This window comes from Dysgonomonas termitidis (assembly GCF_042654545.1).
GTDB classification, from domain to species: domain Bacteria; phylum Bacteroidota; class Bacteroidia; order Bacteroidales; family Dysgonomonadaceae; genus Dysgonomonas; species Dysgonomonas termitidis.
Map to the genome: position 1 here is coordinate 22,209 of NZ_JBHSGN010000058.1, position 15,855 is coordinate 38,063.

Consider the following 15,855-nt stretch of genomic DNA (forward strand, 5'->3'; position numbering starts at 1 on the left):
GAGAGGCTTTTTATTTTCCCGGCACTCCCGGTTTTTTATGAAAACGCTTACAATATTCGTCGTTATCAATGTTTTGTCCCGGTATTATTACCTTTCCTTTTTCGTCTACTATTGGTCTGTTAAAATTATGCAATGGAATTTCACCTGCCTTTAATTTCATATACAGGTCACCTTCAGAAACGCTCATCACGCGGGCTGCATTACCAAACTCCTTTAGCTTTTTACTTGCCTGCCTGAAAGAATATGGGAGTTCCCCCCATAGTTCCCGGCGCAGGTTCATTATCTCAATATCTTTATACAACAGTCGCTTTTTTAGCCCGTACACCTGATGCGCAAGGCTTATGTTCGCCATCAGGCTCAACACGACTATTACAACCAACACTATTATTATATCCATACTTTTATTACTCATTACTTATAAAATATCGTTCAATGTCACTTATACCCTTCTCCCGGCCATCGGGTGTGTTTACATCTATTTCTGTAATAAATCTATCTTCGATACCGTCAGCATCTTTATAGACTAATACATTCGCTATCGAAAGCAGGTCGCAACTCCACGTCCAGAATAAAGAATACTTATTCTTTAGCTCGTTGAATCGTTGTGTAAATTCTTCTTTGCTCATAATTTGCTAATCAATATATTAAACTATCTCCGCCTGCCTCACAAACCCAAATTCTTTACACAGGCGTTCAACCGCCTTCCGGTGCATCTTATTCATATCGACCTCGTTCTGGTACTCATAATAGATTGTCCGCGTCTTGGTGTTGATTTTCACCCCCCCCGATTTTCGAAGCCGGTAGATTATATCGCGTACTTTCCTTTCCATGCAGTATTTTATTAAGATTCTTTAAACATAATTCGTCATATCTGACCAGTTCATCAATAGAAGTAATATTCGGCCTGTCATCCCTGGGTAACGGCTGATTCTCGAGGGCTTTGGCCAGTTTCCTTATATCCTCTATTGTTACTTTCTTACGTTCCATGTTGCAACTGTTTATAATCTGCTTCTAGTTTTTCCACATAATCCAATATATCCGGCCAGGATGGCAACCCGCCGACCTGCTTGTCATCGATATACAGATGTGCCGATATTTTGCGGGAGTTAGTATTGTATATCTCCGTTTGCGCAGGGTTATTATCGTTCACCCTGTCGAAAGGGATATTATTTTCCAGCAGCCAGTTAACGGCGTCGCGTTGCGCGTCACCCTCGCGGCACGTCCAGACGATAAGGTAATGCCCTTTATCTTTCAGCGCCTGCATCACATCAGCCGCACAAGGAGCGGGCGCGCCGATACCCGGCCATTCCCCTGTGTGCAGCGTTCCGTCAAAATCTATTGCGATAATCATCCGTTGTCCTCCTCTTTTTCGGCGTCCTTCGCAATAACAAACAGGGTGAATGCCATTGTCATACCCATTTCCGACTCTTTGTCGCCGTCGCTCATCTCACTAACGTCTACCGCCAGAGGTTCATCGCGGTTGTAAAACTTCTTATCCTGTTCCTCCGGGCTAAGCGTTAAGCCCAGCATCGAAGCCGCCATATTTACGTGGCACTCGTCCACGATCAGCCGCACACATAATTCTTTCTTTGCCATAGTCAATCGTTTATAAAATCATTAATATTATTAACTATACAGACGCCTTCCATAATTTCCACGCTATCGACAGACACTATCGCTATCGCATGCGGGTGATGTTTCTCATTCAGGAACTTAATAAGGGGCAAAGCCGCCTCCCGTAATTCCTGATCAGCTTCGGTCCGGGCCTTTTCCCTGTCCGCTTTCATCTTCGCCTTAATATGTTCCGGCAGGGCTTCCTGTGCCTCCCGGTCGAATGTGATACATTTGATACTACTCATCACTCGTCCTCCTCTGCTTTACTTTCCGCCTCATACGGAAATACGTCCATGATTGCCGTTTCGCTCAATGATGCGATAGTATAATCCGCGAGGGTTCCCGCCATACCTTTTTTCACAACAGATAAAGCCTCCCCTATATCGCTCGCCTGCGCATATATTGTAACCGGTGTTTTCTTTTCTGTTCCGCTTTTTTCGTCCAGGGTGATAAAATTCACCTTAGCCTTAAACCAACGGTCGCCATTGCCATTAAAGAACATTTCGTTAATTTTTGCGGGCTTTATACCGACAACTTCAAACTCACCACTTATATAGGGCTTTATCTCCTTGATAAATCGCGCCTCCGCCTCTGTATGTGAGAGGGCATCCACCAGATACGGCTCGGTAACTTTTTTTTGCATTCCATTATCGAGCGTCTTTTCATACCGCGCCCGGCATTCAAACCAATTGTACATAATAGTCAATATTTTAAAAGTGAATAATTATTTAAGCCTCAGTCATTCCAAGCGGAATATTAACCCACTCGTTATTGTTGCCCCGTTTCTCAGCCCTTACATACTGTTTCGAGAGTACAGGACGGTACGCTGCCTCTATGATCTTCACCCCGTCGATAAACTCCTCGTTTCCGCTTTCGTCTGCCATCTTGCGGAGTTGCATCACGCGGGAGGCTTTCAGGGTTCCGGTCTTTGTGTTGGTGCTCAACAGCCGCAAAATACCGCTGACAAGCATTTGCGAGTCGCTGTCCTTCGCCAGCGATTCAATAAACTTTTGCACTTTCGCAATGCCGTCGTTTACCGTATCATCGTATGCGTCCGTCTCATGGTAACCCAAAATGATACGGCGTTTTCCATCCTGCGATGTGAAGGTGTGCGAGCGTTGGCCGTCCTTTATTCCAAAGGCGTCGGCTTTTAGTTCAACGGCTTCATCGAATTGCCTGTAAATACTTTCCTTTTTACTTGCGAGCATTTCCGACAATTCCTCTATCTGGGGAAAGACGCCGTTTATTGTTTCATCCACAAGTATTTTGTACGCTTCGCGGTTCTCCGCTGTTTTAACTTCTTTTTCTTTCCGGGCCTGTTCCTTCTTGAACTCCTCGAATTGCGCCATTTCGGCGGCTGTCATTTCTACTGTTTTTGTATTCATAATTTTATATTATATAAATTCATACACCCTCTGCCGCTTTATTCAATACCGACGACACCCACGCCCCGGCCTCGTTATTTTCAAATGCTTTGATAGCTGCTATTAACTTATGTTCCGGTGCATCGTTCAACCGTTGAACGCCACACGCCTTACAGGCTATTTTCTTGCCTTTGGCCGCATCGTATTCATACCCGGCATGTTTGAAAAATTGCCGGATAAGGAAGAACAACTTTTTACGCTGGGCGTCGTTCCGGTCGGCCGTTGTCCTGGCTTCTTTTTTCATCGCGTTAAGCATGGAGAAATAAGCGGAGCGACTCATATTGTATAACTCGTTCAGGCTTTCCGTTTTTCCGTCAGGGGAATACTGGCACACCCATGCCGCCTTTATATCCTCTTTGTAGGCTTCGTTATAATTGGCCGTCTTTTTCAGTAGGCCCCAAAAGGAACCATGGGAAACTTTGTTTTGTGCTTTTGTTGTCATATTATCAATGTTTTATTAATTGTCACCCCAAAAAATCGCGCTTTTCTCATCGTCCATCACCAGCTCGCCTCCGGGAGCGTACCGGCTTGTAATAAATGCCGTTAAGCCTTTCACATGAAGTATGACCTTTGCTATTTTCCTTGCCATCCTTGCAAGCGCGCCGTATGGCTCTTTTCTTTCTTCATGCGCAAGGAGGATAAACAGCTTGTCCGGGAATGCGTCAATTAGTTTTTTCTTTAGTTCCGAAGGGGTTATTTCATCCAAATACATTGTCAGGTTGTCGATTATTACAACTCCCATCCGTTTCTTTGTACCCTCGCCAAGTTCTTTTATAATATCCTCCATTGGCAGGTATTCATCCCATTGCACTTTTACCGAGGTTGTTACACCGGAGCGGCGCATACCGGCTTTAAAACTTTCGTCCGTGCCCTCCTCCGCCGATATATACCAAACCTTTTCATCCTTAGCCAGGTCTTTGGTCAGGAATCCGGCGAGCAATGTCTTGCCGTTCTTTTCCGGGCCGTATATGAGCCAGCAACCCTTTCTCTCGGCCGGGCCGATAGCTTCCTTCAGTATGGGGCTATACAGTTTTACCAGCCGTTTGGGTTTCTTGTCAAATAGGTTTTGTGTCGATAAACTCCGCGCCATGCCTCCTTAGTTGCTATGTAGTAAAAGAATGGATTGCGCGCGCCTCAGGCCGGAAATAGTGCCCGTTTCCTTGTCTACTATCAGGCACTGGTTAACCAGGCGGTCAAGGTCTTTTTTGTCCTCCATGTTGGCAGACAGCACGTCTCGGATAAGTTTTTTGTAAAAAGCTATCCTGCTGGCCTCGTCTTTAGGCACAATCTTTGAGAATTTCTCGGAAAAGCGGGAGAACAACTCGGCATAGTATGTATGGTCGTGCGACACACCTCTTTCTATTTTCGAGCGCAAAGCGTTTGCCCCCATAAGGTACCATCCGCAAAAGTCCTCTGTCGCGTTCCAGTATTCCTGTATAATGCCCAGGGCGTCTTTATCCAGTGCGCCGGCCTCGTCTATTATCATAACCGGGCGGTCGAGCACCGAGGAGAGGTAATATTTTGTATCTTCCTTGAGGTCTTTCAGCTTGCTTCTGCATCGCACCTCCAAACCGACGGCGCGCGCCAGGGCTTTTATCAGTTCTATTTTCGTACTGCATTGCGTCGCGTCGATATAGAACACATTCTTTTCTTTCTTGGCTATATACTTGGCAGCAAATGTTTTGCCTATCCCGCAGTTATCTACGAAAATGCGGCTTTTAGAATAGTCTTTGCAGAACATGATGTCCTCCCTTATCATTACAAAGACATCCGTTTCCACAGGCACCCAGTTTGTTTCGCGCAACGTTACGCCCACTTTCCGGCCGAGGGCAACCCACTGCGAGTTGCTTACCAGCTTGTCCAATTCGTCTACACCCTCTTTTATCTGTGTTTTTATACGGGAGAACACCGATACGTTCAAGTCCATCAGCCGGGCGTATGCGGCGTCTGTTCCGCCATAGTTGGCGCGTTGTTCTATCAGTGCGTTTGCAACCTTTTCTTTATATCCTTTCGGTAAGTTCATAAGTCAATATTTTTTAGTTATTATTAAAATCTTTCTTTCATCGAGGGCACAAACGATTGTGTTTGCGCTTCACCCATAAACATTTCTTCGTTGTCGTTTATATCTTCCAATGTGCGCGCCGTTTCGTCGCTGATTACAGGGTTATGCAGGCCGGGCATTACAAAGGAGTTGCCGACCGTTACCGGGCGGTTGTCCACGATTGTTACATTGTCTATTTGCTTTGCCCTGTTTTTCCCGTATGCCTCTGTCGTTGCCACATACTTGCTCATTAGTTCGCGATTGATCAGATCCTCGTCGGTTTGCTCTATCCGGGCTTTATTGTAGCGTGGTTTTTCAACGGCTTCACAGATAAACTGGTTTCCGATGTAGATATGGGCTTTCAGCACGCCGCCGAAATTGTTGTTAAGCCAATAAATATCTATGTCGCGGTTCTCGGCTTGCTTCATCAGGTTTATTAATTTATTGCCCACGGCAATCACCCCGTCCATACCTAAAAGGAACTCCGAGTTTCTAAAGCGGATTATTCCGGCATGTACCGACGTTTCCGTCTTATACCCTAAGTAGGGCAATATTCCGTGATAGTTCGTCGGGCGGACTTTAGGGTTTTGCATCGACAGGAACACGTCCCAACGGCTCATACCTTTTATTTTTGAGTGTTCCGAGTTGTTCCACGTCTGGATGTCGCGCAAACAACCTTCCACTATTTCATCGTATGGTATTATCTTTTCGGCACCGGGGCCGGCCTGGTTGGCTTCACTAAGCGCGAACGGGCGGGCCAGCCAACCGGCGCGGCGTTTCTCATACTTATACCTCAATGGCCTGTAATATGCTTCTATGCGCTTTCCGCGTGCGTTGTTCGCTTCTATGCGCACATACTGGAACATATTGCCCTCTTTCAGGAATGTATCTTTAAAACTCGCGTTCAGGTTAAGTTCGCCCTCCAGTTCCGCCGGGAGGTTAAGCCCCCATTGTGCATAGTTGCGCACCATCTGTCTGTAAAACTCGCTTATTATGCCGGCTTTTTCTTTTCCATATACCCAGCAGGTAAAGGCCTCGCTTCCCAGGTCAATACCGTTGTAAAACCACATGCGCTTGTTTTCGGCATACTTGAACACCGGTTGGCGGTCGTCAATGGATATGATAGAGCCGGCAAAGCCGGGTTGGTTGAGTGAGTGGTACGGCTTGAATCGTTGCATATATTTTTGTCTGTCGCCGCTTCTTTTCTTGTGCGTGCCTATTTCGTTCTCCCACTTGGTCAGATAAGTACGGATGGTGCTTTCGCTTATTTGCTTGTATTCTTTAGGGTTGTAGAGTTCCCCGGTTTCGTTGTTTATCACTTCCACATACCCGCTCAGGAAACCGTCGTATTGCCCGGCAACCTCCGCCGCCGTTGGCTTTTGTTCCACTCCGGCAAATAGGTTGTTGAGCAATTGTTCTGTGTGGTCGAATACTTTGCGTGCGTTGATGTTCTTGTGCTTGCCGGAAATGATCGCTTTGTAACTTCCGGTTTTATACTTGTTGTACACCCGGCGCAAGTATTGTTCGTTCTCCGGGAGCGTGTGCCCCGATTCTGTTTTGAAGCGGTTTATCTCAGTTGTGATAATGCCCCAGATATCGCGTACCTCTCCGCGTAATTCCTTGCGCAGCTTGTAGCGCATATCATAAATGCGGCCTGCTGTATTCAGCACCGACGCGTTAAGCGTATATTCATCTATTTTGTCTTTATCCAGGCCCGTGCCGTCGTCAAACCTGAATGTCCACGAGTAAAAATCAAAGGCCGCCATGTCGCGCACAAAGTGTTTTTCAAACAACGATTGTTGTACCAGCCTGGGAGGATTGCCCCACATGACCGCAACTGCTTCCTGCCACTTTTGCGGCAATGTATCGAGTTGCACAAGCATAGGGCTATTAGGGGCATTTATCCGCAATTTTATAACCTGCCCGCGTTCTACCTTCATTTGTAGCCCGCGTTCCCCGATCAAGCATAAACTTTCCGGGTGAGCGTTCTTGCCGCTAAATATCGCGCGGCCTTGTATGCCCGGCTTCCCGTTTATATATTCGTATGGATTATATTTTTGCATATCGTTATTGTTTCTTTTGTGGAGGAGGGATTCGAACCCCCGCTTTGCCTCATTTACTGCTAACTGTTTAACTGTTGACTGTTAACTGTAATCTCCCCCGGTTGCCCGTCTTTCCGGGCCGTCTTTATGATTCTATATACGCATCCACCTCCTTAGCGCTCAGGCTATGCGTCTCGCCTTTCCTGCCCCTTTCCGTGAAGGAATGCCCCTCTTTACAATTCCCATTGTACCTTACCTTTACCAGCACGCTGTTGCCGTTATACAGGTAATCCTTTCCCGGCTTTAAGTCTTTCGTTTTCATAGCCATCTATTTTGATTGTCAATAATATGCATCTTCAGGTCTGCTATACCTGCCTCCAACGCTGCCAGCTTGTCGAGTGCCTCGCGAACTCCGGACGCAGTGCTCAGGTCGTTATGCAACCTGATCGAGTTGTTACAGTCGTGGATAGTCAGCTTCATCTTGCCGTCAGCGTCTATCTTGGCATGGTAACACGCCATGCTGTTAGGGCTTTCAGGTAGTAAAAATTGTTTCTCGTTGTACATAATATCAATTATTTAGTTGTCAATTTCTTGCAGATCGCCATCACCCGTCGCTCCATCCTTATCACCTCCCTGGCTACTTCCCACCAGTACCTGTTCATCAGGTATGTCATTACACCCATCAGGGCGATAATACCCCCCCATATCAGCAGGCTTACGCCTGTATATGTCGTCAGCATTAATGCCAGCATCCAGCCGGCTATGATCAGTTTAGCCCTCATATTCTTCTATGTATGATTTAACCATGTTAGTACTCAACTCTTTCTTCACACCTCCGGCAGAAAATATATATCCGTTAATCGTTTCATACAGGTATACCACGGGAATATCTGTACGGTTTGCGGTATAGCGATACAGCCGGCCTTTTATCAGATCATTAGCTTTCATAGCCTACAGGTATTATGGTTATTATCGTATAGTCCCCGTTGGCGTTGCGTATATGCAGGGCGTCATATTTGGCCCATTCGCAGGCAGCCCGGTAGCTTGTATAGATGCCGTTAGCCTTGCTGTGTATCTCAGGGTTCAGGGCGTCGTAGATTTCCTTCAGGGTCTTTCCTTCTTCCAGCATCGACACGGCCTCGTCCTTCAGGCGTTGTACGAACTTGGTTATATTCTTCCTGTGCTGGCTTACATAGTGGCCGTTAACTATCGTTCTTTCCATGTCTTTCAGGCATTAATTTTGTTTTTCCGCTTCGTTTCTCCGGAGCCTTCCGACTCCAGGGCACGGCTGTATTCATATTGCAGGGCGTTGTATTTGTTCACAAGCCCGCTCCAGTGCTCCATATCCACGCCTGTGGCTATGCATCGCTCCATCTGCGCAAGGTCACGCTCGATGTCCTTCACGCTCCGGCGCTTAGGGTTATACAGGCAACCTTCACCCTTCAGCCGGTGATGATCCCCGCCGCGGGCTCCCTTGTTAACTGCTAACTGATCACTGTTACCTGTCGTCAGTCCCAGTTCCGCAACTTTCTTGTTTATTTTATAGGCTGACTTATTCAGCAGCTTTACCAGCACACCCATGTCAGGGTAATACTTGCGCAGGATATTGATCTCCTTTCTGTTCCAGATTGTCATTACTGCCATGATTTTACTGTTTTAAGGTTATACTTCTTGGTTTTTGTAGTTGGTGCGGTACATCTTCCGCACAAAATCGGCTTTCTCGCCTTTGGCATTTTCAAACAGCGCTTTGCTTACCGTCTGCCGGCAGCACCCGCATAGCCGCGCCAGGTCATTGATATACCCGTGACGCGGTACTTTCTTTGTCGCTACTTTCTGATCGTATCTTTCCATATGTATAAAAATTTAAAAATTCTTTGCTCCAGCCGGTGGCTCGAACACCGGTGCTTGCCTATCTGGAAAAATGATTAATTTTGAGGTCTAACTTTTAATCATTAATCATTATGGAGAATGAACTCTGGGAAAAATGCCAAATGTTGGTTGATGCTGGTTCGGGAGATTTAGTCATACATCTTTATGAAGAAGAATTGAGAACTAACCTGACCGACGAACAACTCCAAAAACTTGGCGACGTACATTCATTTCTTGAAAAAATGATGGAAAAAGATATTAAGATGAAGAATGTTATTTCTGCGCTTATAGATATGTCCCGAAAGGGAGTTATACTTGGCCCGAAGAAATAACCGCATGGCCTTTTTCCATCCGAGCATATCTCGCAAAATCTTGTAATCCAATGCATAGTACTGCGAGATTTGCTCTATTGCTTTGTGGTCAATTTGCATATTGCCAGTGCTACCGCCCTCGGCCTGTTCTCCTAACAGCCATAATTCAAATTCGCGCAAAGGGTGATTGCTTTTTACCCATACATCAGGCGCGGATTTAATATGGCAAACCTCTTTACCATCTACATTTACAGTATATTCTACATACTGTAGGCGCTTTATTATCCCCGGTATTTCCTTGTAATGGAGAGTCATTTCAATAGTCACTATACTTTTCATACCATCATCAGCTTTTTTTGAATAGCCCAAACTCCGGCACTTCTTCCCCGAAAAATTCAGGGAACGCGTCTACCAGCTTGCGCCGGTTCTGATCGCCCGCTTTGTAAAATAAATCTCTCAGGGCCACGTTAAACGAGCCTTCCCCCGTCCGTGTGCCGTTGTGCATTTGCATGAATACGCTTTGTGTTTTTTCTTTCATCCTTTCTTTATTTTTTTATTATATTTACAGCCACATAACATTTGTTATTCGAATACAAATATAAATGACAATATTCATTTATCAAAATAATCAATGACAATTTTCATTATTTAATATGAAATCTATTGACCGTCTATATGAATATATTGAGTATAAAGGCACAAAGCCTACTGTTTTCGAAAAAGAAATTGGTTTTTCTTCTGGCTATTTAAGTGTTCAGAAAAAGAGAAATGCCGATTTAGGAGAGAGTATATTAAAGAAAATAAATGACTATTGTCATGATCTGGATATCTCTTGGCTCCTCACAGGTGAGGGAGAGATGCTCAAGCAGGAAATAAAAAAATACAATATAGATAATGCCCCCCCTTTAATAGTTGCTGAACCTGAAAATAAAATTGAAGGGGAAACGGTTATACCTCTTTACGATATCAATGCGGCCGCGGGTATGCGCCTGCTATTCGAGAGTGGGAAGCAGAATATAATCGACACGATCAAGATTCCGTATATTACAAAGAGCGACGGCGCTATTTTTATTACAGGGGATAGTATGTACCCGTTGATGAAGTCGGGCGACATCGCAGTATATAGGCAGATTCATAGTCTCGATTACTTGCATTACGGCGACATTTACATCGTATCATATTCAGTAGAGGGTGACGAGTATGTCGTAATTAAGTATGTCCAGCGATCGGATAAGAAGGATCACCTGAAACTGGTATCTTACAACGAGCACTACAACCCGGTCGATATTCCGATATCCTCCGTTATGGCAATAGCCATTGTTCAGGCCAACATTAGATATAATACAATGACATAATAGATTTAACTAAAACATAAACTTTAAAAAAATGGAAGTGGTTATTTTGATCCTAATTGCCATAGGGTCTTTTTCTTTATCAATTCTTCTTCGAAAAAAGAAAAAAACAAATTCGCGAGCAATCAAATTTGAAGTAATGCGGGTATCAGGGCTAATCATGCAGTTTTTTGAAAGTTATGATATTATTTACTCAACATTGAATTTACAAACCCTGGAGAGTAGAGTTCGTTTTGTAGATAATTTTTACAATCAACTAATAACACTCCATACAGAAGATTATTATCAGTCGGCAATCAATAATGCAATACTTAATTATAAAAAATTATATCCAAATAGATACTTGAAAAAGTTACAGCTAAGTCTGATTCAAAACCCGGATATAACTCAATTAAAGGAGTTTTATGCGCGTTGTGTTGTTGTTAGTTTTAGCGGATATGCGGATAAGCAATTAAATGAAATCCAAGAATTAAAACGACAACACGCAATCAATAAACGGCGGGAACAGGTAATAGAGGTTGGCGATCAAGCAAAATATTTATTTAAAATACTAGAATTAGATACATCTGGCATACATCTGGATGAAATAGAGAAGATACGAGAATTATTTTATAATACCCGCGAGGCATAATTGCGCACACGTTTTATAAATCCATTAACAAAGTAATTTCGTCATAAACAAATAACTATCAGTTATTTATATATGCTCTATTATTTAAAAATATAATGTTATAAAGGGGGGGTAGAAACGCAATATTTTATCATATTTTTATATGTTTTATGTTATATACCCCCCTTTACAGTGGTATTTTTTATATATGTTTTGTTCGTCCGCTGTTCGTCCGCTTATTCGTCCATCCTGTTTTTCGGGTATTTTTTACCATCTCCGGGAGCATCAAAACAGGGCGCAAGTATAGCGGCATATACTTGCCGTTTATATGGCATTTATAGCGCGTTTAAATATAATTTAAGCACATGGGTAGCGGCACAAAAAAAGAGGCTCAACAGGCCTCTAAAAAATGCACCTACAATGCACCCGGAATATAAGCAAAATATCTTTCGTTTGTCGGCGCGTTCGGGGGTGTGTCTCTCTCAATCCCTTTATACAAAAGGCGTTTGCGCCTGTCCTCTCTTACTATCTAATATATATAAATCGTTTGGGGGGTATTACCTCTCTGCAAGTCCCCCTCCGGGGGATTAGGGGGCTAATTTATACCTTCGGTATCAACATCGCTTCCTCGAGAAGAATATCCGGATAGTAAGACATCTTGGCTTTGCGCAGATTGTCCAGTCCCATATCTTCCTCTCTGTTGATATACATAAAATCCGAGGCTTCGTGCTCTATAAACTGCTGATTGATGATGGTATAAGCACCATTCATATCCCCGAATGCTTTTTCCACATGCACCACAAAAGAGTCTTCAGTCAATGGTTCCCCTATTGTAAAAGCCACTATCTTTCCATTCACCCGGACAGCTCCCCCACGCAGTTGCAGGTATTCGAAATGTTCGAGCATCAGTCTTGTCGCAATATAATCGTAACGCTGCGTTATATTGATAGCTGATGTAGACTTCTCTTCCCACTCATCAAGCATCCTCACACATTCGTCCAGCTCTTTCTTAGTGGTCAGGGGGAAGTATTCCCAATCAGGATTATCCGCTTTAAAGCGGTTGATGTGATTCCGCTTGCTTTGCAGTTTTTTACCGGAAAGCTTTATTAGTTTTTCCGACAGATAAATATATTCATCATTATTCCTGTCGGGAAGGTAGCGGAATTTATCCGGCATCTCCTTCTGTATATTTTCCCACATCCGGAGTGTGATACCTTTCATCTGGAACGGGATTTTATTGTCTTCCGCATCTTTCATTATTAGCTCAAATGCGTCTCTCAGCGGCATTTTACCGATAGGCATCATGTAATAAAGCTGCCCGTCGGAATCCTGAAAACGGAGAAAAATAGTGCGGTGCTCTATGGCATACATTGTTTTAAACTTGGCATTCCAGGCAAACAGGTTGGCAAAGCAAAAGTCACAGGCTCTATAAATATTTCCGGAAAAACAGGCATCTATTTCCTTTTTATCAGTTAGTGTAATTTGTTTAAAGTTGATCATAAATAATGGGTTACATGTTTTAGATACAAGCAGACGGGAAAACAAGAAACGAGTTCCTGACCCTCAATCCAGATACCGGCATGTTATTTCATTTGCAAATCTATTCCTGTTCTACTTGTATTTCATTCGCTAAACAAAACTAATACAAATATTGTTCTCGAATATACAGATAAAGATATTATCTTTTATTGACATTCTTTATGTCCAATAACATTTGTTAATAACATAATTTATAACGTAATTTGCACATTATAAAGAATGATTCTATATAAGAAACTATCGTAAAAGATGTCGAATACAAAGAAAGTATTAGCAGTAGCCGAAACATCATATATTATACGCAAAGGACTGGTCTATGTTCTTTCCCAGTTATCCAGTGTGGGAAAGGTCGTGGAACTGAAGGAAATGGAGGATATCAATTACCAGCTCGACATACTTCATCCCGACGCAGTACTTATCAATCCTATGCTTCTGGGGCATACCTCGAAGCAGGATATACGCCAGCAACTGAACCTGAATAAAAACATTGCGATCATTGCGCTGGTATATAATATCATTGATGAGCAGTTCTACAAATCGTATGATGCGGTTATCAAAATAAACGATTCGGAGTCAAGGATTGAAGAAACATTGCTCAATTGCCTGAATAAGGAACAAGCCGGGCAAAATGACCAGGAAGAGCTCAGTGACAGGGAGAAAGAGATCCTGATCAGCGTTGTAAAAGGAATGAGCAATAAAGAGATTGCCGAACATCATAACATATCCATACACACGGCTATAACACATCGCCGGAACATTACCCGTAAACTTAAAGTGCACAGCATCTCGGGACTGACCATATACGCGATAATAAACAAACTTGTGGATATATCCGAAATAAAGTATCAGGACGAATAAAACTTCAACATCATGCAAAATATCACCATCATATTTAAAAAGTCAATGAAGATGTCGGAACTGATAGATGCCGACTACCGGCTTCTTCTGTTACTCAACCGCCTGAATATATCTCTGGGATTTGGCGAAAAGAGTGTAGACGCTGTCTGCAAGGAAAACGGATTCGATACCGATTGCTTCCTGTTCCTTGCCAGCTATCAATCCAATAAATCCATTATCAATATAGAAGAGGCTTTCGGAGCCCTTCCACTGGAACCATTTCTCCGCTACCTGAAAAGCTCCCACAGCTATTTTCTGGAAAAAAGGCTACCTAACATCCGCCGTAAACTGGAACTTGTTTTCGACACCTCCGAAAAAAGACTGAAGGACGTTGTACTTAACTTCTTCGACAACTATACAAAGGAAGTAGAGGAACATATGCTGTATGAAGATGAGGTCGTTTTTCCTTATGTATATTCCCTTATTAACGAGTCGGGAGAAAAGAAATATTCCATCAATATATTTGAGCAAAGGCACAATGACATAGAAGGTAAAATGAATGACCTGAAACAGATACTGATGAAATACCTGCCCGGCACTATAGACCAGATGCTAATGGTGAATATCCTTACCGAACTGTATATGTCCGAGGAAGAACTTGAAGCCCACACTTTTATAGAGGACAGCCTGGTGATACCCCGGGTAAAAGAAATAGAAAAGGGTAAAATCTGACACGGTCATTTCTTCCTGAACCAGTCCTGTAATTCACTTATACTGAATACCTTTTTCAATTTAACATACGCGTACACAAGCGATATCGCCAAGATTCCCGCACCTGACAGTAAGCCATGTTCTCCCGCGTAATATTGCGCTATATAAAAAGCGGCCACGACAAGCAGCAGGTTTATAGCTGTCATCTTTATAATATTGCTGTCCCAGGTAAACCCAGAAATAGTTTTACCTGCCAGGAAGACCACCGGAAGATAAACAATATAGGCTATCAGATAACCGATACCTGTAGCCTCAAGCCCGTATTTTGGGAATAATAAATAACCGGACAGCAGGTAAACCAGATAAAATATGATCTCGGTGGCTAAAAAGGCAACCCCTTTGTTTTTCGCCAACATAATGAAGGCTACAGGCCAGCAGAGTACCTTAAAAAAAGTTCCCAGCACCTGCCACCTCAGCACGGCATCAGCATACCCGAATTCGGAGGTGTAAAGAACAGACAGGGCAAAGTCGGCAAATAACAGCATCCCTATTATGATGGGTGAAGCTACTATCAGAATGATATAACTTTGCTCATTCACCAGCTTCCTTACTTTCTCTCCTTCATTTGCAATAGCTGACAGGCGGGGGAAGAAATCCGACCCCATAGAACGGAGTATAAGGCTCAGGTATATATTTGTAATCACCCACGCCGACTGGAACAAGCCTGCGGCATCCATATCTATACTCCGCGCGACAAAGGTCTTAATGAAAAACATACTTGCTGTACCTATAAATCCGGCTACAACGATGAAAAGTCCTAATTTCAGGGTTTTCAATCCCGACTCGAAAGCCTCTTTATTTGATATATCACTTTTTCCGAGATGTAGTTTACGGTAATAGAATTCCACACACAGGAACGAAAGCAGCGATGAAAATACAAAAGCAGGAAGAATCCCATCCAGGCCGAAAAGTAAATAAGCAGGTATAGATATAAGCAACCCGGATAAACTTCCCAGAATAGCGGATTTTGCCATTTCGGGTATCCTGCGCATTCCCTGCAATATGGAAGACCTGCCCATAGTCAGTATCGCAAGGAACACACAAACCGATAAGCAGGCTATATAAAGGGTAAAACTACCATCTTCAAAAGCCCAGATACTAATCGGATAAGAGAAAATAAGGCAGGCCAGCGCTCCGCTGAAAGCCATTGTCCTGAACCATTTATTGAACCGGGTAGCAGTTTTATAAAGTATCTCCCTGTCTCCGGAACTTTCCGCCTCCGCAATCTCCTTCACTCCCGTGGTATCCATCCCCAACCCTCCGGCTGAGCGTATCATCTCTATGACCGAGTTGTATATGCCGATAATACCGACACCGGCCGGCCCCAATAAAACCGCTATCATCTTATTGCGGATAACTCCGATCAGGATAACGAGAATTTGCGACCCACCAAAAATAGATGTAGACTTTAGGATTTGATTATATGACGAGCTTTTCTTTTCCAA

The 15,855-nt window shown here is 43.6% G+C and carries 27 protein-coding genes; 4 read left to right on the forward strand and 23 right to left on the reverse strand.

The window, feature by feature from the left end:
• Nucleotides 1-10: 10 nt before the first annotated feature.
• From ACFO6W_RS07445 to ACFO6W_RS07545, 21 genes are all read right to left on the reverse strand, one after another.
• A complete protein-coding gene (locus ACFO6W_RS07445) occupies nt 11-397 on the reverse strand; it encodes a hypothetical protein (RefSeq protein WP_379994880.1) in 387 nt (128 codons plus the stop codon).
• A 7-nt stretch (nt 398-404) separates the two neighbouring features.
• Entirely contained in the window at nt 405-626 is a 222-nt protein-coding gene (locus tag ACFO6W_RS07450) for a hypothetical protein (protein ID WP_379994882.1), read from the reverse strand.
• A 115-nt stretch (nt 627-741) separates the two neighbouring features.
• A complete protein-coding gene (locus ACFO6W_RS07455; protein ID WP_379994884.1) occupies nt 742-987 on the reverse strand; it encodes a hypothetical protein in 246 nt (81 codons plus the stop codon).
• Nucleotides 977-1,351, reverse strand: a complete 375-nt coding sequence (locus ACFO6W_RS07460) for a hypothetical protein (RefSeq protein ID WP_379994886.1) — start codon at nt 1,349-1,351, stop codon at nt 977-979. Before ACFO6W_RS07460 ends, ACFO6W_RS07455 begins: the two co-directional genes overlap by 11 nt.
• A complete protein-coding gene (locus tag ACFO6W_RS07465) occupies nt 1,348-1,602 on the reverse strand; it encodes a hypothetical protein (RefSeq protein ID WP_379994889.1) in 255 nt (84 codons plus the stop codon). The genes ACFO6W_RS07460 and ACFO6W_RS07465 overlap by 4 nt, the downstream gene beginning before the upstream one ends.
• Complete coding sequence (locus ACFO6W_RS07470; protein WP_379994891.1) at nt 1,599-1,859, reverse strand: hypothetical protein; 261 nt, start codon at nt 1,857-1,859, stop codon at nt 1,599-1,601. The genes ACFO6W_RS07465 and ACFO6W_RS07470 overlap by 4 nt, the downstream gene beginning before the upstream one ends.
• Nucleotides 1,859-2,311: a DUF4494 domain-containing protein gene (locus tag ACFO6W_RS07475; RefSeq protein ID WP_379994893.1), complete on the reverse strand. Its 453-nt coding sequence runs from the start codon at nt 2,309-2,311 to the stop codon at nt 1,859-1,861. The genes ACFO6W_RS07470 and ACFO6W_RS07475 overlap by 1 nt, the downstream gene beginning before the upstream one ends.
• A 31-nt stretch (nt 2,312-2,342) precedes the next feature.
• Nucleotides 2,343-2,999, reverse strand: a complete 657-nt coding sequence (locus ACFO6W_RS07480) for a DUF3164 family protein (protein WP_379994895.1) — start codon at nt 2,997-2,999, stop codon at nt 2,343-2,345.
• A gap of 19 nt (nt 3,000-3,018) precedes the next feature.
• Complete coding sequence (locus ACFO6W_RS07485; RefSeq protein ID WP_379994897.1) at nt 3,019-3,480, reverse strand: hypothetical protein; 462 nt, start codon at nt 3,478-3,480, stop codon at nt 3,019-3,021.
• A gap of 15 nt (nt 3,481-3,495) precedes the next feature.
• Nucleotides 3,496-4,128, reverse strand: a complete 633-nt coding sequence (locus ACFO6W_RS07490; RefSeq protein WP_379994900.1) for a hypothetical protein — start codon at nt 4,126-4,128, stop codon at nt 3,496-3,498.
• Between the two features lie 6 nt (nt 4,129-4,134).
• Nucleotides 4,135-5,061: an AAA family ATPase gene (locus tag ACFO6W_RS07495; RefSeq protein ID WP_379994903.1), complete on the reverse strand. Its 927-nt coding sequence runs from the start codon at nt 5,059-5,061 to the stop codon at nt 4,135-4,137.
• 23 nt (nt 5,062-5,084) lie between these two features.
• Nucleotides 5,085-7,142, reverse strand: coding sequence for a hypothetical protein (locus ACFO6W_RS07500; protein WP_379994905.1), 2,058 nt, complete (start codon nt 7,140-7,142; stop codon nt 5,085-5,087).
• Nucleotides 7,143-7,266: 124 nt separating this feature from the next.
• Nucleotides 7,267-7,443 carry a hypothetical protein gene (locus ACFO6W_RS07505; protein WP_379994908.1) on the reverse strand — a complete coding sequence of 59 codons (177 nt, stop codon included), beginning with the start codon at nt 7,441-7,443 and terminating at the stop codon, nt 7,267-7,269.
• Nucleotides 7,440-7,685, reverse strand: a complete 246-nt coding sequence (locus tag ACFO6W_RS07510) for a hypothetical protein (RefSeq protein ID WP_379994910.1) — start codon at nt 7,683-7,685, stop codon at nt 7,440-7,442. Before ACFO6W_RS07510 ends, ACFO6W_RS07505 begins: the two co-directional genes overlap by 4 nt.
• 8 nt (nt 7,686-7,693) lie before the next feature.
• On the reverse strand, nt 7,694-7,903 hold the full coding sequence (locus ACFO6W_RS07515) for a hypothetical protein (protein ID WP_379994912.1): 210 nt from the start codon (nt 7,901-7,903) through the stop codon (nt 7,694-7,696).
• On the reverse strand, nt 7,893-8,069 hold the full coding sequence (locus tag ACFO6W_RS07520) for a hypothetical protein (protein WP_379994914.1): 177 nt from the start codon (nt 8,067-8,069) through the stop codon (nt 7,893-7,895). Before ACFO6W_RS07520 ends, ACFO6W_RS07515 begins: the two co-directional genes overlap by 11 nt.
• Nucleotides 8,059-8,343 carry a hypothetical protein gene (locus ACFO6W_RS07525; RefSeq protein WP_379994917.1) on the reverse strand — a complete coding sequence of 95 codons (285 nt, stop codon included), beginning with the start codon at nt 8,341-8,343 and terminating at the stop codon, nt 8,059-8,061. The genes ACFO6W_RS07520 and ACFO6W_RS07525 overlap by 11 nt, the downstream gene beginning before the upstream one ends.
• A gap of 5 nt (nt 8,344-8,348) precedes the next feature.
• Nucleotides 8,349-8,765, reverse strand: a complete 417-nt coding sequence (locus tag ACFO6W_RS07530) for a hypothetical protein (RefSeq protein ID WP_379994919.1) — start codon at nt 8,763-8,765, stop codon at nt 8,349-8,351.
• A gap of 18 nt (nt 8,766-8,783) precedes the next feature.
• A complete protein-coding gene (locus ACFO6W_RS07535; RefSeq protein ID WP_379994921.1) occupies nt 8,784-8,972 on the reverse strand; it encodes a hypothetical protein in 189 nt (62 codons plus the stop codon).
• Nucleotides 8,973-9,217: 245 nt separating this feature from the next.
• Nucleotides 9,218-9,640, reverse strand: a complete 423-nt coding sequence (locus ACFO6W_RS07540; protein WP_379994923.1) for a hypothetical protein — start codon at nt 9,638-9,640, stop codon at nt 9,218-9,220.
• Between the two features lie 7 nt (nt 9,641-9,647).
• Nucleotides 9,648-9,839, reverse strand: a complete 192-nt coding sequence (locus tag ACFO6W_RS07545; RefSeq protein WP_379994925.1) for a hypothetical protein — start codon at nt 9,837-9,839, stop codon at nt 9,648-9,650.
• Between the two features lie 115 nt (nt 9,840-9,954).
• Between ACFO6W_RS07545 and ACFO6W_RS07550 the strand changes: the two genes are divergently transcribed.
• On the forward strand, nt 9,955-10,656 hold the full coding sequence (locus ACFO6W_RS07550; RefSeq protein WP_379994928.1) for a S24 family peptidase: 702 nt from the start codon (nt 9,955-9,957) through the stop codon (nt 10,654-10,656).
• 31 nt (nt 10,657-10,687) lie between these two features.
• Nucleotides 10,688-11,284 (forward strand): hypothetical protein, encoded by a 597-nt coding sequence (locus ACFO6W_RS07555; protein ID WP_379994930.1) that lies wholly within the window; start codon nt 10,688-10,690, stop codon nt 11,282-11,284.
• Nucleotides 11,285-11,863: 579 nt separating this feature from the next.
• Here the strand turns inward: ACFO6W_RS07555 and ACFO6W_RS07560 are convergent.
• The gene (locus tag ACFO6W_RS07560; protein ID WP_379994932.1) at nt 11,864-12,763 is read right to left on the reverse strand and encodes a DUF2156 domain-containing protein; all 900 of its coding nucleotides are present in this window, start codon (nt 12,761-12,763) and stop codon (nt 11,864-11,866) included.
• A 288-nt stretch (nt 12,764-13,051) separates the two neighbouring features.
• On the opposite strand from ACFO6W_RS07560, the gene ACFO6W_RS07565 reads away from it, so the two are divergent.
• Nucleotides 13,052-13,660 carry a helix-turn-helix transcriptional regulator gene (locus ACFO6W_RS07565; RefSeq protein WP_379994934.1) on the forward strand — a complete coding sequence of 203 codons (609 nt, stop codon included), beginning with the start codon at nt 13,052-13,054 and terminating at the stop codon, nt 13,658-13,660.
• A 12-nt stretch (nt 13,661-13,672) separates the two neighbouring features.
• Nucleotides 13,673-14,371, forward strand: coding sequence for a hemerythrin domain-containing protein (locus tag ACFO6W_RS07570; protein WP_379994936.1), 699 nt, complete (start codon nt 13,673-13,675; stop codon nt 14,369-14,371).
• A gap of 5 nt (nt 14,372-14,376) precedes the next feature.
• On the opposite strand, the gene ACFO6W_RS07575 is transcribed toward ACFO6W_RS07570, so the two are convergent.
• Nucleotides 14,377-15,855 (reverse strand): O-antigen translocase, encoded by a 1,479-nt coding sequence (locus ACFO6W_RS07575; protein ID WP_379994938.1) that lies wholly within the window; start codon nt 15,853-15,855, stop codon nt 14,377-14,379.